This window comes from Nocardioides pakistanensis (genome assembly GCF_054781215.1).
On sequence record NZ_BAAGUV010000043.1, the window covers coordinates 1 to 19322 of the forward strand.

Consider the following 19322-nt stretch of genomic DNA (forward strand, 5'->3'; position numbering starts at 1 on the left):
GTTCTCGTGACCGTCAGCGGGCAGGTCTCATGACCGCCACTGGGCAGTTCCTACTGGCCCTTGACACCGCCGTCCTTGGACCTTCATCCAGTTCACCGATCTGGCAGCCGAGATGAGCTGCGCGGACCTGCCCTGTAGCGAGCATTCGATTGCAGCACAGAGGTCGGGTCCGAGAACCGGTGCAGTCTAGGTGTCCATCGACGGGCTAGTGAGGATGTGGCAGATGTCGTCGTCTGCACAGTCGGCGGGATCGAGCAGGCGGCTGTGTTCGAGGAGTGCTTCGAGCTCGGCTTGCAGCGCGGCAAGGTGCCGGATCCGTGCCCGGACGTCAGCGAGCTTGGAGTCGATGAGCGCGACCACGTGCGCGCAGGGCACGGTCCCGTCGTCGCGTAGGTCGATGATGCTGCGGATCTCCGACAGCGTGAGCCCAGCGCCCTGGGCCAGGTTGATGAACCGTAACCGGGCGAGCGTGGACTCGTCGTAGACCCGGTAGCCGTTGGCGCCCCGTTCGGCGTCGGGCAAGAGACCCTTGCGCTCATAGAACCGGACGGTCTGGCTGGTCACTCCCCCAGCCTCGGCAAGCTCACCGATCAACACTTTCGTCCACCCCTCACCCTTGACCTTCTACCACGGTACAAGGTTTAACGTCGCGGGCATGGACGTCTCCTTGCTGTACTTCGACGACTGCCCGAACTGGAAGGTCACCGACCAGCGGCTGGCCGCGATCGCTGCCGAGCGCCCCGATGTCGTGGTGACGCGTCACCGCGTCGAGACCATGGAGGCGGCCGAACGGCTGGGGTTCCACGGCTCGCCGAGCATCATGGTCGACGGCGTCGATGCCTTCGCCGAGCCCGGCGCCGGCGTGGGCTTTTCGTGTCGGGTCTACCGCACGCCCGACGGCCTGGCCGGGGCGCCCACGATGGAGCAGCTCCGGGATGTACTCGCCGTTACGGAGGAGGATGCGTGATGGCGCACACCTATGACCTGATCGTGATCGGTGCCGCCATGGCCGGTGTCTCGGCGGCAAACACGTGCGCTGCCGCGGGCTGGAGGGGTCGCGATCGTCGACGCACTCCCCTAGGCGGCACATGCGCTCTGCGCGGGGGGTGACCCAAAGAAGATCCAGCGTCGCGGCGCCGAGATCATCGACAGCGCCCGGCTGATGCGCGGCAAGGGCATCGACGATGCCGACCTGTCCCGCAGCTGGGCACGCCGGCGAAGCCGACGCCGCCGTTCCGGGGAGAGGTTTCCTGTCCACACCGGGTGCGACTTCACGCTCACCTCGCGCCCCCCTCGACGCCGTACCGCGGACACAAGGTGACTGCGTCCCCGACGGCGGCCAACAGCCGCTCCGCCGCGGCAAGCAGCTCGAGCGTGGCCTCGGGATGCGTCAAGGAGTAGACCGAAGCGCGACCCTGAGGGCCCGCAGGACCCCAGCCGCCGGGCAGAGCCCCCCGCAGCACGGCCCGAGTACCGGTATGGCTGACTCGGTTCGTACCCTTGGTTGCGATGTCTCTTGCCCGTCTCGACTGGTCCACGTCCGTGAGGTCACGGATCGTGTGGTCGTTCCTGCTCTGCGCGGTCGCGTTGGGCATCGTGGGCATGCATGGACTCACGCAAGGTGGTGACGCGTCCCAACCCATGGGGCACCACGTCGTTCAGGCCGTCGACATGGCCCCGGCCTCAGCGACGCCCGACTCCCCCGCTGCCAGCCCGGACGACTCCCCACCTGGCGAGAATGCAGGCCTGTTGACGCTGTGCCTGATGGTGCTCGTCCCCGTCATAGCTGTCGGACTGTGGCTGCTGGTGAGGTCACGGGTCGGCGGTTGGCGCCTGCGACGCGAGCCTGCCCTGGCGGTGCGGGTGATGGAGCTCGTCGTACCCCCGCAACCGCTGTGGCGGCAGTTGAGCGTTCTCCGGATCTGATCAGGCATCGGCGCATCCCCGCTGCGTCCTCTCATCGATGCCCACTTTCTTGATCACCTGGAGACTCCCCCATGCGCAGATCGCGCAACTCGTCGATCCTTCGTTCCCGCATCGCGCTGACCGCCAGCGTCTCTGCCGCGTGCCTGGTCCTCGCCGGCTGCGCCGGCTCCGACGGTGTCACTGACGGCGGCAGGATGGCGCCCGACGGCCCCGCCGACGAGTTCGGCCATATCCACTCCTTGGATGTGAACCCTGCCGACAACCGGCTCTACGTGGCCACCCACAACGGAGTGTTCGTCCTCGCCGACGACGGCTTCGAGCGAGTCGGCGACGGGGCCCAGGACACCATGTCGTTCACAATCGCCGGACCCGACCGCTTCCTCATCAGTGGCCACCCCGCGCCAGACTCTTCCGGGCCGGCCCACCTGGGCTTGACCGAGTCGACAGACGGAGGACGGTCTTGGCAGACCCTCTCGCTGGAGGGCGAGGTCGACTTCCATGCGCTCGAGGTTGCCGGGGACCGGGTGTACGGCGTGGACTCCCAGACCGGCCTCCTCAAGGTCAGCACCGACGGGAAGCAGTGGCGCGACCTCGGACAGCTTCCGGCCGCCGACGTGGCCGCCGACCCCGAGGACCCGGAGCGCCTGCTGCTCACCGACGGCCGCGGGTCCCTGGTCCAGCTCGAGGTGTCCGGCCAGCCGCAGCTGGTCGAGTCGGCGCCTCGCCTGGTGCTGCTGGACTGGGTCAGCAGCGACCTCCTGGTCGGCGTCGGGCCGGAGGGAGCGGTCCACACGAGCCGTGACGGTGGCGAGTCCTGGCAGGAGAGCGGGTCCCTGCCCGAGCCACCGCATGCGTTCACCGCCACCGAGGACCATTGGTACGCCGCCACCGAGTCCGGGGTCCTCACGTCCACCGACGAGGGGAACACGTGGACCGGGGTGACCTCGCAGTGAGCGGGATGCCTTCTCGGCGCGCCGTGTTGTCGGCCCTGGCAGTCGCCGCGGTGCCCGGCCTCGCCGCGTGCGGGGAGAGCTCTGCAAATCAGGGTCAGAGCTTCGCCAGCGGCGACGGGATCATCGAGCAGGTCCCGGTTGCCGAGCGGGGCGCGTTGCCGCCGATCACCGGTGAGCTGCTGCCGGGCGGTGATTACGACAGCCGCGAGATGCTCGGCATGGTCGTGGTCTACAACGTGTGGGGATCCTGGTGCGCACCATGCCGTGAGGAGGCACCCGCGCTCCGCAAGGTCGCCAAGCAGACCCGCGCCGACGGCGTCCGATTCATCGGTATCAACGTCCGCGACAACGACGCCTCGGCGCTCGCGTTCGAACGACGCTACAACATCCCCTACCCCAGCATCCGTACCGCCGACTCCCAGGAAGCGCTGCTCGCCTTCGGGTCCAAGCTTCCCCCGAGCGCAGTGCCCAGCACGATGATCGTCGACCGGGAGGGCCGGCTCGCGGCTCGGGTGATCGGGAAGACCAGCTACGGCACGCTCTCCGCGCTCGTCGAAGACGTGCTCGCTGAAGACGGGGGGCGAGGATGACGACAGCTGCTGCTGCCGCCGCGCAGGGAGTGGGCGACATAGTCCTGTCCGGGCCGCTGGTCGTCGCGCTGCTGATCGCGGTCGCCGCCGGCGCAGTGTCCTTCTTCTCCCCGTGCTGCCTGCCGCTGGTCCCCGGCTACCTGTCCTACGTCGCCGGGCTCGCCGGATCGGACTCCACACGAACACAGTCCGATGCTGGCCACGCCCCCGAGCCCGGCGACGGCGCCAGTGGCGTCACGGTCAAGGCACCCCCGCTGAGACGCTCAGCACAGCGGTCCCGCACTCTGCTGGGTGCGGTGCTGTTCGTGGCCGGGTTCTCGGCGGTGTTCACCAGCTACGGTGCCCTGTTCGGGAGCTTCGGGTCGCTGCTAATGATCCACCAGGACACCTTGGTGCGGGTGCTCGGCGTGTTCACGATCCTGCTCGGGCTGATGTTCACCGGCCTGTTCTGGCGGATCCCCCTAGCCGGGCGGACGTTCCGACCGGCCTACCGTCCCCGCGCCGGCCTCGCCGGAGCACCCCTGGTCGGGGTGCTCTTCGGGCTGGGCTGGACCCCCTGCATCGGCCCGACCCTGGCTGCGGTGCTCACGCTGTCGACGAGCTCCGGCGACGCCGGCCGGGGTGCGCTGCTCACGTTCGCCTACAGCGCCGGGCTCGGCATCCCGTTCATCCTGGCCGCCTTGTCGGTCACCAAGGCGATGTCGACGTTCTCCTGGGCCCGTCGGCACGCCCGGGCGGTGATGTGGACCGGCGGCGCGATGCTGATCCTGCTCGGAGTACTCCAGGTGACCGGCCTGTGGATGCAGCTGATCAGCCGCCTCCAGGGCGTGATCGCGAACTGGCAGGTTCCTCTGTGACCGCGGACCGCCGCCTGCTCAGCGCCGGCGGCCGCGGGTGGTGCTCCACCACCCCAGCCCCAGGAGGAGCAGTACGACGACGAGCGCGATCGTCCAGCTCGTGGCCGAGCCCAGACCCGGCCCTGCGCCCTCCACTCCCCCTGGTCCGGCGCCGGCGTGCAGCTTCTCGATGCTGTAAGGACTCACGGTTTCCCTTCCCAGTCAGGCTTCGACAACACATGCCCTGGTTACCCCCAGGGGTATGTTTGAAACGGCAGGCGAGAACCAGTCGGATACGTCTTGGAGGTCCGCAGTCATGACCATGGTCCTGTACGCAGCCCTCTTGGTCGTGGGTGTGACGCTGCTCGCCATCACCGCTCTCCGTGTCCTGATCGGCGGCATCGCCGACTCCCCCGGCCGGACGACGCCTGCTCGCCCGACTTCGAGCAGATCAGCGCAGCGAATTCTGGAGGAGAGATATGCGGCGGGTGAGCTGAGCACCGACGAGTTCCAACGCCGCCTACGCGTTCTCCAGGGAGGGGGCCGATGAAGCCGATCAGCCGGCGGGCCGTGCTCACCATGGGAGGGCTCGGCCTGGCCAGCACCGCCGTCGGCGGCACCGGCATCTGGCGCGAGCTCAACCCATCCCTGCTGGATCCGGCCACCGGGGAGTCGTTCACCCAGCCGGAGGTCCTGCGCAGCCAGGGCGGCCGGCTCCAGGTACGTCTCGAGGCCGCACTCGGAACGCACGAGGTGGCCGGGCGGGAGGCACGGACGATGGGATACAACGGGGGTGTTCCCGGGCCCACCCTGCGGCTGCGTCCCGGTGACACCCTGCGCCTGGACCTGGTCAACCGCCTGGAGGAGGTCACGAACCTCCACGTCCACGGTCTGCACGTCTCGCCCGAGGGCAACGGCGACAACATCTTCCTCGCCGTCGAACCTGGGCAGACGCAGCGCTACGAGCACCGACTGCCCGACGACCACCCGCCCGGTATCTACTGGTACCACCCGCACCACCACGGCCACGTCGCCGACCAGATCTTCGGTGGCCTCTACGGCGCGATCATCGTCGAGGACCCCGCCGACAAGATCGACGTCGACCGGGAGCGGGTGATGGTGATCTCCGACACCACCCTTGACCCCGGCGGCTCCCTGGTCACACCCTCCACCATGGAGCAGATGATCGGCCGCCAAGGCGAGCTGGTCCTCGTCAACGGCCAGAGCGCGCCGCGCCTCAAGGGACGCTCCGGGGAACGCGAGCGGTGGCGAATCGTGAACGCGTGCACCTCCCGCTACCTCGCCCTGGACCTGCCCGGCCAGGAGTCGCGAGTCGTCGGGCGTGACGTGGGGCGTCTGGCCCAAAACGTCGCACTCGGCGACGTCGTCCTCGCTCCCGGAAACCGGCTCGACCTCGTCGTGGACCTGCGCGAGGGCAGCAGCGAGCTCATCGCGCAGCCGGTGGACCGCGGAGGCATGGTGGGCGGGATGATGGGTGGCGGTGGCCCGAGCTTCGGCGAAGACGGGCCGGTCACGCTGGCTCGGGTCGAGGTCGGCTCGGGTGATGCTCGCGACCGGGGCGGCATCCCCGCGGCGCCGAGCCTGCGGGACCTGCGCGACGCCGAGGTCGACCAGCGCCGTTCGATCATCTTCCAGATGGGCATGGGCGGGATGATGGGCGGCGGGGCCGGCCCGATGAGCTTCACCTTCGACGGCCTGGAGTTCGACGCGGACCGCATCGACCAGCAGGTCCGCCTCGGCACCGTCGAGGAGTGGACCATCGGCAACGACAGCCCGCTGGACCACCCCTTCCACCTGCACGTGTGGCCGATGCAGCTGCTCGAGGTCAGCGGCCGCGAGGTTGCTGAACCGCTGTGGCTCGACGTGGTCAACGTCCCCGCCCGCAGCCAGGTCACGGTCCGGGTGGCGTTCGAGGACTTCGGCGGCAAGACCGTCTACCACTGCCACATCCTCGACCACGAGGACCGCGGCATGATGGGCACCGTGCTGGCCCAGTGATTCGACTCGGCAATCTTTCCGACGACGCGAGAGAGGTGAGCACCATGATGGGCAACGGATGGGGCATGGGCTGGATGTGGTTCATCTGGCCGCTGGTCATTCTCGGCATCATCCTGCTGGTCGTGTTCCTCGTCCGCGGCTCCACGACCAGGACGCCGGGGAACGGCGGCGAAGCCGCTCCCCCACGCGGTGGCGAGAGCGGGCGAAGTCACGCACAGGACATCCTCGACGAGCGGTACGCGCGCGGGGAGCTCACCGACGAGGAGTACCAAGAGCGGCTCCGGCACCTGAGGGGCGATTCCGACCGGTGACCACTGGCCGCTGGCGGCAGCGTTCCTCCTGCTCATGTCAGGTCGAACTGCTCAGGCGCGGCAGTGAACTCTGCGCGGCAACCCTCCGAGCAGAACCACAGGGTGCGTCCCTTCCAGTCTGTGTGAGCTCCTGTCGGCTCGACCGGCATCCGGCAGACGGGGTCGATCACGAGCGCCGCGACGGTCTTGAACCGACCGTCCTCAAGCCACAGGACACGGTCTGCGACCTCACGGAGCCGGTCGTCGTGGGAGACGATGACGATCGAGCGGTTGTCCTCGTCGGCGAGCTGCCGCAGCAGGCGCGCGAGGTCGCGGCCCCGGGAGGCGTCGAGGTTGGCGGTGGGCTCGTCGGCGAGCAGCACCGGGGGGTCGTTGGCGAGGGCTCGGGCGACCGAGACCCGCTGCTGCTCGCCGCCCGACATCTGCGAGGGCCGCGCGGTCGCCCGGTGTGCCAGTCCGACCCGGTCCAGGAGGTGCTTGGCCCGGTTGTGAGCGGCGGTGCCCTTGGTGCCGGCGATGTTGGCGGCGACCGCGATGTTCTCGGTGGCGGTCAGGGCGTCCAGCAGTGCGTAGTCCTGGAAGATGAACCCGAAGGTGTGCGCGCGGAGCGTCGGGAGCTCGCGTTCCGATGTGGTGGCGAGGTCGATGCTGTCCTGGTGCCGACCCGTGACCACGATGGAACCGGCCGTGGGTCGGAGCAGGGCCCCGAGCATCAGCAGCAGCGTGGTCTTGCCCGAGCCGCTGGGGCCCATCACCAGGAGCACCTCACCGGCGTGCACGTCGAGGTCGACCTCGCGGACGGCGGCCACCTGGGCCACACCCTGGCCGTAGGTCTTGGTCAGGCCGCGTACGGCGACGATGACCGACCCCTCCTGCACGTTGGGCTCTCCGTTGGTGGTGTTGTGGATGACGGTCATCGTGTCTCCCTGAATGCGGTTGCCGCGTCGAGGGTGGCGATGCGGCGCAGCGGCCACAAGGCGGCGAGCAGGCCCACTGCGAGCGCCCCCAGCGTGGTCTGAATGAGCGCGGCCGAGGTGAGGCTGATACTGACTGCCGGCGCCAGCAGCGGCAGGGTCCAGGACAGCAGCTGGGCCAGGAACGTGGCGAGCAGCGAGGAGAGCGCGACCGTCCACAGCACCTGCACGGTCACGCTGCCGGCCAGCCGGCCGGTGGTCGCGCCGAGGGCCTTGAGGACGGCGTACTCACGGAGACGGTTCAACGTGGCCGTCATCAGCCCGAGTGCGATCACCGCGAGCGCGATCAGTAGCCCGATGGTGGACATCAGGCGGAGCAGGTCGGCGCTCATGTCGGTGACGATGCGCGCCTCGGACGCGGTGAACTCCTCGCGGGTCTGGACCGTGACCCCGGGGACAGCTTGACGGATCCGGTCGGCGACCGTGCTCGCGTCTGCGGACGAAGCGGTGCCGACCAGCAGGTATGAGGGAACGGCGTGGTGGATCCTCGCGAACTCGGGCTGGGAGACGAAGACGGTGGTGTTGGTGATGCTGGAGCCGCCCGAGGACAGTCCGACCACCTCGAGTCGCGCACCGAGCGCGGTGACCGTGTCGCCGACACCGACCTCAAGGCTCTCGGCGGCCTGCTCGTCCACGATCACCTCCCCCGCTCCGGGTGTGCGGCCGGTCACGAGCGCCGCCGGCCCGCCGCGGTCCGTGCTGGTGTCGTAGCCGATCAGGTAGGACAGCTGCCTGCCTTGCGGACCGGCGACGGAGCCGGAGGCGAACCCGATCGGGGCGACCCAATCGACTCCGGCCACCGAGCGGACCCGCGAGGCGGCATCCGGCGGCAGAGCGGAGGCGCTCATGTGCATCGTCTTGACGCCGTTCTGGGAGACGAACACCTGCGCCGGGGAGGTGCGGATGTAGCGGGTGACCTGGTCGATGGCGCCGGCGAAGATCCCATCGAGCACCAGTACCAGCAGCAGGGCAGCGGCGACGCCGAGCACGGTGAGGGTCGCGCGGCGATGCTCGGCGAACAGGAACCGTCGCCCGACCGGCACACCTCTGGAGCGACCCCGTGTTCGAGGTGTGAGGACGGCCATGTTTCGGTTCATCATCGGCTCCGAAACGCCGTGGCCGCGTCGAGCCGGTTGAGCCGACGTGCGGGCATCCACGCGGCCAGCACCGCCATCGCGGCTGCAGCAGCCGCGGTCCGCGCCACCGTCCCAGCGGTGAGCGCCACAGGGAACGCCGGTCGCCACCACGCGAGCAGCTCCCGCGTGAGGAGCAGCAGAAGCACGGCGGCGAGGGCACCTGCGACGGTGAGCGTGACGGTCTCGGCGACGGCGACCCGGCGTATCCGGCCGGGCGTGGCACCGAGAGCCTTGAGGACGCCGAGGTCGCGCTGTTGTTCGGTGACCCGGGTGTAGGCGACCAGTGCCACGATCAGCGTGCCGGCTGCGAAGGCGACAGCGACCATCAGTTTGACCGGGGAGCCGTAGATCTGGGTGGCCAGGGTCAGCGAGGCCTCCCGGAGCTGGCCTGGGGTGCGGACCGTCATCCCTTGGTCGCGGAGCCTTTCAGCGACGACACCCGGGCTGTCGGTGCTGACGAGCACCGCGCCCGTGGTGACGCCGGCGCCCAGCATCCCGGTCATCGCCTGGGTGGTGGTGAACAGCAGCGGGGTCATGAACATGGCGGTGTCTTCGGTGAGGCCCACAAGTTTCATCGGGTGCCCGAACATGGGCAGCCGGTCGCCGAGACCGAGGCCGTGCTGGTCGGCGAACAGGGCGTCGACCGCGACCTCCTCGGCGGTGGCAGGTGCGCGACCTTCGGCGAACGCCCACGGACCACCGGACCCGCTGGGTTCGCTGGCGACCGCCGCCACCGCGGCCTTGCCGTGCGGCAGCTCGAGGATCAGGTACATGGTCCGGATCAACGAAGTGTCGGTGACCCCGGCCGTGCGCGCGATCTGGGTTGCCGAGGCAGCGGGAAGCACACCGGGGTCGGCGAACAGGCTCTCTGTGCCGGGCGGTACGACGACCAGATCGGCACCGAGATGGTCGTCGTAGAGGGTGACCCGTTCTTGGACACCGGCCCACAGGCCGTTGAGCAGCAACATCAGCATCAGTGCCAGGCCGATGCCGAGGATCCCGGCGCCGGTTCGCACCGGCCGCGCGGCGAGCAGCCGCCTGGTCACCGGAACCTGGTCCCTGCGCTGTGACATCGCGGTCACTTCCTCCACCACAGCGGAGCCCGCCGCGGCGTGCCGGTGCTACTTGTGGCTGTGTCCCCCGGGCATCATGAACATCATCGCCGCCATCATGCCTAGGCACACCAGTGCGAGGATCACGCCGGTGCCCCCTGCGCCGGTGAGCACCAGGAAGCCGGCGATCAACAGCATCGGGACGCACATCAGCAGCATCATCAGGCCGTGGCCACCGTGGGGCGACCGAGCGTCGGATCCGGGAGCCCCGGCGGGGTGGTGGTCGAGTGCCCGGGGGTCGGGGTTGGTCTCGTGACGTGGTGTTGTCATGGACTTCGCTCCTTTCTGGTCAGTCGGTGTGGTGGGCGCTGTGTTCGGCGGGGCTGGGGGTGCCGGCCGGTTGGGGCGCCTCGGCGGGCTCGGAGCTGCTGATCGCCGGTCCGATCACGAAAGCGGAGATCGAGAACATGACCGCGAAGACCGCAACCGCGAGGGCCGGGGCCTTCCAGGTGCCGAACCGCCGGTGCAGACGGCGCAGCAGCGGGATTGACAGCAGCAACCCGAGGGCGCCGAAGAGCAGGTTGCCGCCGACTCCGACGACGAAGGCGGCACCGGCGAAGAGGCCGATGTGGTGCAGGACATGCGGGGCCAGCCCCATGACCGTGGCGATGACCGCGGTCACCGCGCTCCAGACCGCCGCCAGCGGACCGCCCGGCTCGGACTCCGAGACGGGGAAGTCCCGTTCGCCGTCCGCTGGCGCAGTCGCCGCGACGTGGTTGTGGTGGTCGTGTGACATGGCGGTCTCCTAGGCCCGGTACGACAGGGTCGTCATCATGCCCGCCTCGGCGTGGTAGATGTTGTGGCAGTGTGCGGCCCACTGGCCGGGGTTGTCGGCGTCGAGGTCGACCTCGACGGTCTGCATCGGCCGCACGACGACGGTGTCCTTGCGGACCCCGTTTCCGACCAGGGCGAAGGTGTGCCCGTGCAGGTGCATCGGGTGGAACATCATCGAGTGGTTGGCGAACCGCAGCCGCACCCGCTCCCCCGCACTCACATCGAGGGCGTCTGCGTCGCGGAACGTGGTGCCGTTGATGGTCCACCGGTACGGCGCCATCGACCCGCCCAGAACCAGGTCGTGCGTGCGGTCTGGTGTCCGCCGCGCGAGCTGGACTTCCTGGGCGGGCTTCAGGTCGGTGCCGAGCAGGACGCGACCGTTCAGCTCGCGGGGACGGACATCGGCCGGGGGTGTCCGTCCGGTGCCGGTGCGCACGACCGCGAGCCCCTGGCCGTTCTTGCCCTCGGCTGCGGCGACGAGCGGGAAGACGCCGTCACCGAGCGTGACGGTGACGTCGAACCGCTCCCCCATCCCGATCAGGAGGGCGTCGGTGGGCACCGGCACGACGGGGAAGCCGTCACTGTGGGTGAGGGTCATGCGGTGCCCACCGAGCGCGACCCGGAACGCGGTGTCGGAACCGGCGTTGACGAACCGGATCCGGACCCGTTGCCGAGGTTTGCCGGTCAACGTCACCGGCGCGTCCGCGGTGCGTCCGTTGACCAGGTAATGCGGGTAGTCGACGTCGCCGGCGCCGCCGAGGATGCGGGACTGCATCCCCTCCCCCGCCATGCCGGACATGGACCCGTGGTCCATCCCGCCCATGGAGCCGTGGTCCATCCCGCCCATGTCACCCGAGCCGCTGTCGGCCTCGAGGTCGGTGAGCACGTCGTCGGGGGTGCGGCCGGTTCCGTCGATCCAGTCGTCGAGGACGACCACCCACTCGTCGTCGTAGTCACCGGGCTCGTTGGGGTCGTCGACCACCAGAACGCCGTACAGACCGCGGTCGAGCTGGACGCCGGTGTGCGGGTGGTAGAAGTACGTGCCCGGATCGGGGACGGTGAACTCGTAGCGGAAAGACCCGCCGACGTCGATCGGGTCCTGTGTCATCCCCGGCACGCCGTCCATGTCGTTGCGCAGCGCGATGCCGTGCCAGTGCACGCTCGTCTGGTCGGGAAGCCGGTTGTCCACGTCCACGCGGAGCACGTCTCCCGCGGTCGCGCGCAGCAGTGGGCCGGGCACGGTGTCGCCGTACGCCCAAGTGGTGACCACCCGACCGCCGAGGTTGAGCGTGACCGGCGCCGGCGTCAGCTTGGCGGCGACGGTTACGGCACCTGGACGCCGCCGTGCCTTCTCGGCGTCGGCGACGGCTCGCACGGCCGGGGTTACCGGCACCTCTTGGCTGCAGGCGGCCAAGCCCCCGAGCGTGAGCACGCCCGTGAGGCCGGCAGCTCCACGGACCAGGCCGCGGCGGGTGAGGTGGGACAACGTCAGACTCCTTCATCGGTGGTGACCCAGGGCGCCCCTGGCGGTGCTGGGGAAAGCGTCAGTGGACCGAGGTGCGGAGCACGTCCTGGCGGGCGTGGTACTCCTCGGCATCGATCTCGCCGCGCGCAAAGCGCTCGTCGAGGATCTCCATCGGGTCACGCGAGCGGCCGTCGGTGTTTCGGTCGTCGCTGCGGGTAGTGCCGCGGAAGATCGCGACCAGTCCCCAGACGACCAGACCCCAGAAGGCCACCATCATCAGAGTCATCACCAGCCAGCCACCCCAGCCCCAGGCTCCGTCGCCATACCAACCCATCATCGTCTCCAGCTCCCTTCATCGCTTTCGTCTCAGCATCCGCCGACCACCCTGTGGATCGGGTCGTGGTCCTATGAAGGTTTGTTGAAGAAACCCGACCAGCGTTCCGACGCGCGTGAAGCCACGTTGGGGGCTGACACGATGGGCCCTATGAGTGAGAAGTCAACGGCTGGAGCCCCGACCGAACGCGCCGGTGCCGGTGCCAGCGCACGGCCGCTCTCGGGCCTGCGAGCAATGGTGATCGAGGACGAGACCCAGCTCGCGGCCGTGGTCGGCAGCTACCTCGAGCGAGACGGGTTCGAGGTCGCCCTGGTCCACGACGGCGCACAAGCTGTCACCACCGCGCGCGAGGTCGACCCCGACGTGATCGTGCTCGACCTCGGCCTGCCCGGTCTCGACGGGGTCGAGGTCTGCCGACGGGTGCGGACCTTCTCCGACGCCTACATCATCATCCTCACCGCCCGCAGCGACGAGGTCGACACCCTCATCGGACTGTCGGTCGGCGCAGACGACTACATGACCAAGCCGTTCAGCCCCCGAGAGCTCATTGCACGGGTGCAGGCGATGCTGCGTCGCCCCCGCCCACTGCGCGAGCCCGACGCGCTTGAAGACGCCCGAACCTTCGGTGACCTGAACGTCGACCCGGTCGGCCGCGACGTGTGGCTCGCCGGTGCACCGGTGTCCCTGACCCGCACCGAGTTCGACCTCCTCGCCACCCTCTCCGAACGACCCCGGATGGTGTTCAACCGCCGCCAGCTCATCGACCAGGTGTGGGGCGAGACCTGGGTCGGCGACGAGCACCTCGTCGACGTCCACATCGGACATCTTCGCCGCAAGCTCGGCGACGACGCCGCCGAAGGCAAGTTCATCCGCACCGTCCGCGGTGTCGGCTACCGCATGGGAACCGGCCAGTGACCATCCTGAGCCCCCCGGGAAGGTCGCGAAGCCGGTCAGGTTTCGGCAGCCGGCTGCTCATCGGCCAGACCCTCGTCGTCGTTGCCGGCGCCCTCACCACCTGGCTGGTCGCCTCAGCGGTCGGCCCCGGCATCTTCCACGACCACCTCGATCGCGCCGGTGTAGGACACACCCCTGCCGAGACCGACCACGTCGAGGAGGCCTTCGCCTCAGCCCTCCTGGTCTCACTGTCGGTCGCGCTTCTCGCCGCCGTGGTCGCAGCCCTCGCCGTCTCGTGGTACTTCAGCCGACGAGTCCAACGCTCGATCGCGCCCGTGACCCAAGCCGCGTCCCAGATCGCCGCCGGCCGCCACGACGCCCGGGTCCCCGACCCCGGCCTGGGCGGGGACTTCGCCACACTCACCCGCACCTTCAACGCACTCGCCGAAAGGCTGGCAGCCGTCGAGACCACCCGCCGCCGGATGCTGGCCGACCTCGCGCACGAGATGCGCACCCCGCTGGCCACCATCGACGCCCACCTCGAGGCCGTCGAGGACGGCGTCCGCAACCTCGACCAGGACACCCTCGGTGTCCTGCGGGACAGCACCCAGCGGCTGCGCCGGCTCGCCGAGGACATCGGCGCCGTCTCCCACGCCGAAGAAGGAGGGCTCGACATCCACCCGCGTGCCGTCGACCCGGGCGCCCTCGCCGACGCAGCCGCCGACGCGGCCCGCGACCGGTACACCGCCAAGGCCGTGCGTCTGCAGACCCGGCTGCACACCCATCAGCCCGTCCTGGCCGACCCCGACCGGATCGGGCAGGTGCTGACCAACCTGCTCGACAACGCGCTGCGGCACACACCGCCCGGAGGCGTGGTCACGCTCGGCTGCGACCAGATCGATAGATGGATCCAGTACACCGTCACCGACACCGGCGAAGGCATACCCGCCGAACACCTCGACCATGTCTTCGACAGGTTCTTCCGGGTCGACACCGCCCGTGACCGTGCCCACGGCGGGAGCGGCATCGGGCTGAGCATCGCCAAAGCCCTCGTCGAGGCACACGGTGGCGGCATCAGCGTCGACAGTGGGGGACCCGGTCGTGGCACGACGTTCAGGGTGCGGCTACCGGTCGGCCAGACCTGACGCGTTCACGGCGAGAACATCGCCCACAGGACGCCGGCTCCGATTCCGAGCAGCAGGCTGAGGACGGCGGTGGTCACGGCCGTCGCCGCTGACCACGGCCGTGGCATGAACGCACCCGTCATCGTGCGCGCCGGCGGCTCGCCTCTCCCATAGACGGGTGCGATCCAGCGCAGGTAGTAGAAGAGGCTGACCACGGTGTTGACGAAGACCAGCACCGCCAGCCAGGCGTGGCCTCCGTCCCAGACGGCGGCGGTGGTGGTGAGCTTGCCGGCGAAGACCACGGTGGGCGGGGTACCGACGAGACCGAGCAGCGCCACGACGAGTGCCGCGCCCAGCCACGGCCGGGCGCGGCCCATGCCGCGGTAGGAGTCGAGGTCTCGCCTGTCGGGAAAGGCGGTCGTGACCGCGAACGCCGCGAGGTTGGTGACGGTGTAGCCGGCGAGGTAGAGCAGTAGCGAGGGCAGGGCCAGGTCGCTGCGCGCGGCCACCGCGACCGGGACGAGCAGGTAACCGACCTGACTGACGGTGGACCAGCCAAGCAGCCGCCGGGGGTCGCTCTGCCAGTAGGCGGCGAGGTTGCCGAGCGTCATGCTCGCGACGGCGAGTACCCCGATCAGCAGCGGCCATGCAAGTGTGTCGGGGAGCATCGCGACGAGGCGGTAGGCCGCGACGACGCCGCCGATCTTCGGCACGGTGGTGAGGAACGCCGCAACCGCACCCCCCGCGCCCTGGGCGGCGTCGGGCACCCAGAAGTGGGCGGGAACACCACCGGCCTTGAACATCAGCCCCCCGAGCACCGCCACGACGCCAGCGGCCACAGCGCCTGCCGGCGCGTCGGCGAGACGCTCAGTGAGGTCGGCGTACGACGTGGTTGCGGACACGCCGTACAGCAGCGTGATCCCGACCAGCAGGAGGATGCCGAAGAGGGCGCCGAGCAGGTAGGTCTTCATCGCGGCCTCGGCGCCGTGGGGCGTGCGCGCGATGCCGATCAGGCCGTAGAGCGGGATGCTGGCGAGCAGGAACCCGACCGCGACCACGAGCAGGTCGTCGGCGCCGGCGAGGACCAGGGTGCCGGTGGTGGCGAACAGCAGGAGTGCGTAGGTCTCACTCTCCCGCGGTGAGCCCGCGATCTCGTCCGAGGCCAGCGCCAGCACGATGAAGGTGCCGAGCGCGGCGATGATCCGCGCGACGCCGGTGGCGGTGTCGACGGTGAAGGTGCCCTCCATCGCCGCCTGCGCCGGGCCGGGCAGGTCCACCGCGGCGAGGACGGTCGCAGCGACCAGCGCGGCCGCGGCGACGATGCGGGTGACCCACTGGCGGGTCCGCGGGAGGAAGGATCCGCTGACCAGGACTGCGAGCCCGCCGAGGAACAGCACGATCTCCGGCAGGAGCAGGGCCGGCCGCATGGCCATGGACTCCACCGCGGGCTACCTCCCGACGAGCTCGACGGCGACCTGAGCCGCGGGCTCGATGACGTCGAGCAGGGGCCGGGGCAGCACTCCGATCAGGAGTGAGAGCAGGAGGAGTGGACCGACCGACCAGACCTCGGCGGGGTGGAGGTCGCCAAAGCCGGCGGACCGGCCGCGGGTCTCGCCGGTGAAGATCCGCTGCAGCGCGCGGAGGAACAGCGCGGCGGTGATGAGGATCCCGACGAGCGCCACAGCCGTCACGGGCGCGGCGGCGATGCTGCCGGTGAAGATCTGGAACTCCGCGATGAAACCCGACAGTCCCGGCAGGCCGAGAGAGGCGAAGGCACCGACGGCGAAGAACGCCGCGAACCGAGGCGCGGGTGCCGCCAGGCCGCCATAGGAGTCCATGTCGTAGGTCCCTGCCCGGTCCTGGAGGACGCCGGCGAGGAGGAACAACGCGCCGGTGATCAGGCCGTGGCTGACCATCTGAGTGACCGCCCCGGTGACCGCGACGGCGCGGGCCTGCGCGGTGTCGTCGGCGACGATGCCCGCGGCGCCCACGGCCAGGATGATGTAGCCCATGTGGTTCACCGAGGTGTAGGCGACCATGCGCTTGAAGTTCGTCTGCGCCAGCGCCACCAGCGCGCCGTACACCACCGAGACGATCCCGACGGCGACGATCACGCCGGCCCAGGCCCGCCAGGCCTCGGGGAGCATCGGCATCGCGATCCGGACGAAGCCGTAGGTGCCCATCTTCAGCAGGACTCCGGCCAGGACGGCCGAGCCGATCGCGGGTGCGTCGGTGTGGGCGGGCGGCAGCCAGGTGTGGAACGGGACTGTGGGGGTCTTCACCGCCAGCCCGACCAGGATCGCGGCCAGCACCAGCCCACCCGCCAACCCGGAGCCGGCCAGCGGGGTCTGCTCGGCGAGCTCGACCATGTCGAAGGTGTGCGGGTCCGCGGCGATGTAGAGGCCGATGAAGCCGACCAGCAGGGCGAGGGAGCCCAGGAACGTGTAGAGGAAGAACTTCATCGCCGACCTGGCGGCGTCGCCGTGGCCCCAGCCGGCGATCACGAAGTACATCCCGACGATCGAGAGGTCGAAGAAGACGAAGAACAGGATCAGGTCGGCCGAGACGAACAGGCCCATGCTCACGCTCTGCAGGAACAAGAACAGCGCGGCCTGCATGCGTGGGCGGTCGGTCTCGCGCAGCGCGAAGACCGCGCAGGCCAGGAAGATCACCGCCGTCATCGCGATGAGCGGCAGGGACAGCCCGTCGACGCCGAGGTGGTAGCTGCTGTTCACCCCGGGGATCCACGCGGCTTGCTCCTCGAACGCCAGCCGCCCGGCCGCCGGGGACTCGTAGCGCAGCCACACCGCGACCACGAGAGCCAGGTCCACGGCTGCGATCGCGACCCAGGCCCACCGCGAAGCGGTGTCGCCGAGCTTGGGCAGCGCGACCAGCACCAGCGCAGCGGCCAGGGGCAGGAAGACGATCAGACTGAGCACGTTCACCTCACCGTGACGAGGAGCAGGACACCGAGCGCGAGGACCGCGACGGCCTGGATGTAGTACTGGTGGAGCAGACCGGTCTGCGGCTGCCGGGCCAGCCGGCCGAGGCCGCGCAGCCAGCCGGCGACTGCCTCGACGGCTCCGTCGAGCCGGCGGTCGTCGTCGCGGGCGGCGCGCTCCGCGGCCCGCAGCGAGCCCCGGGAGGTCGCCTCGACGGCACCGTCGAGGACCCGGTCGTCGAAAGTGCCCGCCCGCCGCGCGAGAGCGAGCGTTGCCGAGGCCGCCCCGGTGACCGCACGGTCCAGGACCCGGTCGTCGAAGCGGGCGAGCGCCTCCGCCAGCGCCAGTGTGGGGCGTACGACTGAGACCTGTGTCGCGTGCTCCAGCCCCAGCCAGCCCAGGGCCCAGCGTGGCTCCGGCAGCGGCCGCGACCACACGAGCGCCAGCACCGTCACCGCGATCACGACCGACGCGGCCATCTCCCCCGGGGTCGGGTGGAGCGGCTCCTCGCCGAGGGCTCGGGCGACCGTGTCACCGACGGGTGGCAGTGCCAGCAGACCGAGCACGGTTGCGCCGACCGCGAGCACGACCAGCGATGCCTGCTCGAGCATGCCGATGTGGCGGGTGCCCGGCTCCTCCTCGTCGTGATGCCGCTCGGCCTCGGCCCGCTCCGCGTCGGGGACGTGCCGCCACAGGACGACCAGGATCTTTCCGGCGTAGGCCGCCGACAGAGCGGCCGCGGCGAGCCCGACGGCGTAGAGCCACGGGGACTCCTCCAGCGCCGCGGCCAGCACCGCGTCCTTGGTCGCCCACAGCGCGAGCGGGGCCACGCCGGCCAGCGAGAGCGCGCCGAGCGTGGCGGTGAAGCCGACCAGCCGCCAACGTCGTGCGACGCCACGCAGACCGGCGAGGCGTTTGGTGCCGAGCGCGGTGAGCCAGGCCCCGGCGGCGAGGAAGAGCAGCGCCTTGGTCGACGCGTGTGCGACCAGGTGGGCCGCTCCCCCGCTCACCGAGGCGAGCCCGGCGCCCATGACCACGAACCCCAGCTGTGCCGACGTCGACGCGGCGAACAGCTGCTTGAGGTCACGCTGTGCGACGGCCACCGCACCGAGCAGCAGGGCGGTGAGCGCACCGACCCAGGCCGCGGCAGGCGCGGCCCAGCCGGTGGCGGCCAGCAGCGGCTCCGTGCGCAGCAGCAGGTAACCGCCCATGGCGACCATCGCGGCGGAGTGCAGCAGCGCGCTGACCGGGCTGGGGCCCTCCATCGCGCGCGACAACCAGAACGAGAACGGCAGCTGGGCAGCCTTGCCGAGCGCAGCGACGAGGACGCCCGCCGCGACCACATGCCGCCATCCCTCGCTGCTCGCCGGGAGGTCAGCGAGGGTCAGGCCGGCGCCCCCGGCGAGTGCGGCACCGGCGGCGAGGTAGAGGCCGACGTCCGCCGTACGCGTGGTCACGAACGCGGTCAGACCGGCGGAGACCCGGTGGTCGTCGCGCCACCAGAAGCCGATCAGGGCGTACGACGTCGCGCCCATGACCTCCCAGGCGAACAGCAGCGCAGGGAGTGTCTCGGCCGTGGCGGTGACGAGAGCGCTCGAGGCGAAGAGCAGCATGAGCCCGTGGAACCGGGCCCGCGACTTCCGGATCTCGCCGGCGGAGAAGACGAGCACCAGCAGGGTCACGACCGCCACCGTCGGGACGACCAGCGCGGACAGGGCGTCCACACCGAGGGCAAAGTCGCTCCCGGCCATGAACGGGACCGACACCCCCGGCCGGGCGAGGGCGACAACCATCGAGAGCGAGGCTGTGACGGCAGCCGTGGCCACCGAGACGGCCGCCGCCGCCCGCTCGAGGCGTGACAGGGCGAGTCCGCCACCCACCAGGGCGGGGAGCAGCACGAGCAGCCAGAGGGCGGTCTGAGTCATCGTCCCG

The 19322-nt window shown here is 70.3% G+C and carries 22 protein-coding genes; 10 read left to right on the top strand and 12 right to left on the bottom strand.

Going from position 1 to position 19322, the window contains the following annotated elements; all coding sequences use genetic code 11:
• Nucleotides 1-186: 186 nt before the first annotated feature.
• Complete coding sequence (locus ACYVIH_RS15775) at nucleotides 187-597, bottom strand: heavy metal-responsive transcriptional regulator (RefSeq protein ID WP_460870430.1); 411 nt, start codon at nucleotides 595-597, stop codon at nucleotides 187-189.
• Nucleotides 598-655: 58 nt separating this feature from the next.
• Between ACYVIH_RS15775 and ACYVIH_RS15780 the strand changes: the two genes are divergently transcribed.
• The 5 genes from ACYVIH_RS15780 (at nucleotide 656) to ACYVIH_RS15800 (ending at nucleotide 4326) form a co-directional block, all read left to right on the top strand.
• Complete coding sequence (locus ACYVIH_RS15780) at nucleotides 656-967, top strand: thioredoxin family protein (RefSeq protein WP_460870431.1); 312 nt, start codon at nucleotides 656-658, stop codon at nucleotides 965-967.
• A gap of 542 nt (nucleotides 968-1509) precedes the next feature.
• On the top strand, nucleotides 1510-1926 hold the full coding sequence (locus ACYVIH_RS15785; RefSeq protein WP_460870432.1) for a hypothetical protein: 417 nt from the start codon (nucleotides 1510-1512) through the stop codon (nucleotides 1924-1926).
• 71 nt (nucleotides 1927-1997) lie between these two features.
• Nucleotides 1998-2879: a F510_1955 family glycosylhydrolase gene (locus tag ACYVIH_RS15790; protein ID WP_460870433.1), complete on the top strand. Its 882-nt coding sequence runs from the start codon at nucleotides 1998-2000 to the stop codon at nucleotides 2877-2879.
• Nucleotides 2880-2884: 5 nt separating this feature from the next.
• Nucleotides 2885-3469, top strand: a complete 585-nt coding sequence (locus tag ACYVIH_RS15795; protein WP_460870434.1) for a TlpA family protein disulfide reductase — start codon at nucleotides 2885-2887, stop codon at nucleotides 3467-3469.
• Nucleotides 3466-4326, top strand: coding sequence for a cytochrome c biogenesis CcdA family protein (locus ACYVIH_RS15800; RefSeq protein WP_460870435.1), 861 nt, complete (start codon nucleotides 3466-3468; stop codon nucleotides 4324-4326). Before ACYVIH_RS15795 ends, ACYVIH_RS15800 begins: the two co-directional genes overlap by 4 nt.
• An 18-nt stretch (nucleotides 4327-4344) precedes the next feature.
• On the opposite strand, the gene ACYVIH_RS15805 is transcribed toward ACYVIH_RS15800, so the two are convergent.
• Complete coding sequence (locus ACYVIH_RS15805; protein ID WP_460870436.1) at nucleotides 4345-4512, bottom strand: hypothetical protein; 168 nt, start codon at nucleotides 4510-4512, stop codon at nucleotides 4345-4347.
• Nucleotides 4513-4621: 109 nt separating this feature from the next.
• Here ACYVIH_RS15805 and ACYVIH_RS15810 point away from each other — a divergent pair, with 109 nt between their 5' ends.
• Genes ACYVIH_RS15810 through ACYVIH_RS15820 form a run of 3 tightly spaced genes read left to right on the top strand, consistent with a single transcriptional unit; the run spans nucleotide 4622 to nucleotide 6635 of the window.
• Nucleotides 4622-4855: an SHOCT domain-containing protein gene (locus tag ACYVIH_RS15810; protein WP_460870437.1), complete on the top strand. Its 234-nt coding sequence runs from the start codon at nucleotides 4622-4624 to the stop codon at nucleotides 4853-4855.
• Nucleotides 4852-6324, top strand: a complete 1473-nt coding sequence (locus ACYVIH_RS15815) for a multicopper oxidase family protein (RefSeq protein WP_460870439.1) — start codon at nucleotides 4852-4854, stop codon at nucleotides 6322-6324. Before ACYVIH_RS15810 ends, ACYVIH_RS15815 begins: the two co-directional genes overlap by 4 nt.
• Before the next feature lie 44 nt (nucleotides 6325-6368).
• Complete coding sequence (locus tag ACYVIH_RS15820) at nucleotides 6369-6635, top strand: SHOCT domain-containing protein (protein ID WP_460870440.1); 267 nt, start codon at nucleotides 6369-6371, stop codon at nucleotides 6633-6635.
• A gap of 32 nt (nucleotides 6636-6667) precedes the next feature.
• Here ACYVIH_RS15820 and ACYVIH_RS15825 read toward each other — a convergent pair whose 3' ends face one another.
• The 7 genes from ACYVIH_RS15825 to ACYVIH_RS15855 are packed head-to-tail and all read right to left on the bottom strand — an operon-like array spanning nucleotide 6668 to nucleotide 12433.
• Nucleotides 6668-7552 (bottom strand): ATP-binding cassette domain-containing protein, encoded by an 885-nt coding sequence (locus ACYVIH_RS15825; RefSeq protein WP_460870441.1) that lies wholly within the window; start codon nucleotides 7550-7552, stop codon nucleotides 6668-6670.
• A complete protein-coding gene (locus tag ACYVIH_RS15830; RefSeq protein WP_460870442.1) occupies nucleotides 7549-8652 on the bottom strand; it encodes an ABC transporter permease in 1104 nt (367 codons plus the stop codon). The genes ACYVIH_RS15825 and ACYVIH_RS15830 overlap by 4 nt, the downstream gene beginning before the upstream one ends.
• Before the next feature lie 53 nt (nucleotides 8653-8705).
• Nucleotides 8706-9818, bottom strand: a complete 1113-nt coding sequence (locus ACYVIH_RS15835) for an ABC transporter permease (protein WP_460870443.1) — start codon at nucleotides 9816-9818, stop codon at nucleotides 8706-8708.
• A 48-nt stretch (nucleotides 9819-9866) separates the two neighbouring features.
• Nucleotides 9867-10127 carry a hypothetical protein gene (locus ACYVIH_RS15840; protein WP_460870444.1) on the bottom strand — a complete coding sequence of 87 codons (261 nt, stop codon included), beginning with the start codon at nucleotides 10125-10127 and terminating at the stop codon, nucleotides 9867-9869.
• A 19-nt stretch (nucleotides 10128-10146) separates the two neighbouring features.
• Nucleotides 10147-10593 carry a hypothetical protein gene (locus ACYVIH_RS15845; RefSeq protein WP_460870445.1) on the bottom strand — a complete coding sequence of 149 codons (447 nt, stop codon included), beginning with the start codon at nucleotides 10591-10593 and terminating at the stop codon, nucleotides 10147-10149.
• A 9-nt stretch (nucleotides 10594-10602) separates the two neighbouring features.
• Nucleotides 10603-12117 carry a multicopper oxidase family protein gene (locus ACYVIH_RS15850; RefSeq protein WP_460870446.1) on the bottom strand — a complete coding sequence of 505 codons (1515 nt, stop codon included), beginning with the start codon at nucleotides 12115-12117 and terminating at the stop codon, nucleotides 10603-10605.
• Between the two features lie 58 nt (nucleotides 12118-12175).
• Nucleotides 12176-12433 (bottom strand): SHOCT domain-containing protein, encoded by a 258-nt coding sequence (locus ACYVIH_RS15855; RefSeq protein ID WP_460870447.1) that lies wholly within the window; start codon nucleotides 12431-12433, stop codon nucleotides 12176-12178.
• Nucleotides 12434-12580: 147 nt separating this feature from the next.
• Here ACYVIH_RS15855 and ACYVIH_RS15860 point away from each other — a divergent pair, with 147 nt between their 5' ends.
• Together ACYVIH_RS15860 and ACYVIH_RS15865 are read left to right on the top strand one after the other, a co-directional pair.
• Entirely contained in the window at nucleotides 12581-13345 is a 765-nt protein-coding gene (locus ACYVIH_RS15860) for a response regulator (RefSeq protein ID WP_460870448.1), read from the top strand.
• The gene (locus ACYVIH_RS15865; RefSeq protein ID WP_460870450.1) at nucleotides 13342-14469 is read left to right on the top strand and encodes a HAMP domain-containing sensor histidine kinase; all 1128 of its coding nucleotides are present in this window, start codon (nucleotides 13342-13344) and stop codon (nucleotides 14467-14469) included. The genes ACYVIH_RS15860 and ACYVIH_RS15865 overlap by 4 nt, the downstream gene beginning before the upstream one ends.
• Before the next feature lie 5 nt (nucleotides 14470-14474).
• Here the strand turns inward: ACYVIH_RS15865 and ACYVIH_RS15870 are convergent, their stop codons facing one another.
• The 3 genes from ACYVIH_RS15870 to ACYVIH_RS15880 are packed head-to-tail and all read right to left on the bottom strand — an operon-like array spanning nucleotide 14475 to nucleotide 19315.
• Nucleotides 14475-15881 carry an NADH-quinone oxidoreductase subunit N gene (locus ACYVIH_RS15870; protein WP_460870451.1) on the bottom strand — a complete coding sequence of 469 codons (1407 nt, stop codon included), beginning with the start codon at nucleotides 15879-15881 and terminating at the stop codon, nucleotides 14475-14477.
• Between the two features lie 15 nt (nucleotides 15882-15896).
• On the bottom strand, nucleotides 15897-17387 hold the full coding sequence (locus tag ACYVIH_RS15875; RefSeq protein WP_460870452.1) for a complex I subunit 4 family protein: 1491 nt from the start codon (nucleotides 17385-17387) through the stop codon (nucleotides 15897-15899).
• Nucleotides 17388-17389: 2 nt separating this feature from the next.
• Nucleotides 17390-19315, bottom strand: a complete 1926-nt coding sequence (locus ACYVIH_RS15880) for a proton-conducting transporter transmembrane domain-containing protein (protein ID WP_460870453.1) — start codon at nucleotides 19313-19315, stop codon at nucleotides 17390-17392.
• Nucleotides 19316-19322: the final 7 nt, after the last annotated feature.

Coding starts and splice junctions, on each gene's coding strand:
- ACYVIH_RS15840 (WP_460870444.1), bottom strand. CDS start 10,127: ATGACAACACCACGTCACGAGACCAACCCCGACCCCCGGGCACTCGAC.
- ACYVIH_RS15845 (WP_460870445.1), bottom strand. CDS start 10,593: ATGTCACACGACCACCACAACCACGTCGCGGCGACTGCGCCAGCGGAC.
- ACYVIH_RS15870 (WP_460870451.1), bottom strand. CDS start 15,881: ATGGCCATGCGGCCGGCCCTGCTCCTGCCGGAGATCGTGCTGTTCCTC.
- ACYVIH_RS15880 (WP_460870453.1), bottom strand. CDS start 19,315: ATGACTCAGACCGCCCTCTGGCTGCTCGTGCTGCTCCCCGCCCTGGTG.
- ACYVIH_RS15810 (WP_460870437.1), top strand. CDS start 4,622: ATGACCATGGTCCTGTACGCAGCCCTCTTGGTCGTGGGTGTGACGCTG.
- ACYVIH_RS15815 (WP_460870439.1), top strand. CDS start 4,852: ATGAAGCCGATCAGCCGGCGGGCCGTGCTCACCATGGGAGGGCTCGGC.
- ACYVIH_RS15835 (WP_460870443.1), bottom strand. CDS start 9,818: ATGTCACAGCGCAGGGACCAGGTTCCGGTGACCAGGCGGCTGCTCGCC.
- ACYVIH_RS15825 (WP_460870441.1), bottom strand. CDS start 7,552: ATGACCGTCATCCACAACACCACCAACGGAGAGCCCAACGTGCAGGAG.
- ACYVIH_RS15795 (WP_460870434.1), top strand. CDS start 2,885: ATGCCTTCTCGGCGCGCCGTGTTGTCGGCCCTGGCAGTCGCCGCGGTG.
- ACYVIH_RS15780 (WP_460870431.1), top strand. CDS start 656: ATGGACGTCTCCTTGCTGTACTTCGACGACTGCCCGAACTGGAAGGTC.
- ACYVIH_RS15790 (WP_460870433.1), top strand. CDS start 1,998: ATGCGCAGATCGCGCAACTCGTCGATCCTTCGTTCCCGCATCGCGCTG.
- ACYVIH_RS15860 (WP_460870448.1), top strand. CDS start 12,581: ATGAGTGAGAAGTCAACGGCTGGAGCCCCGACCGAACGCGCCGGTGCC.
- ACYVIH_RS15800 (WP_460870435.1), top strand. CDS start 3,466: ATGACGACAGCTGCTGCTGCCGCCGCGCAGGGAGTGGGCGACATAGTC.
- ACYVIH_RS15855 (WP_460870447.1), bottom strand. CDS start 12,433: ATGATGGGTTGGTATGGCGACGGAGCCTGGGGCTGGGGTGGCTGGCTG.
- ACYVIH_RS15785 (WP_460870432.1), top strand. CDS start 1,510: ATGTCTCTTGCCCGTCTCGACTGGTCCACGTCCGTGAGGTCACGGATC.
- ACYVIH_RS15820 (WP_460870440.1), top strand. CDS start 6,369: ATGATGGGCAACGGATGGGGCATGGGCTGGATGTGGTTCATCTGGCCG.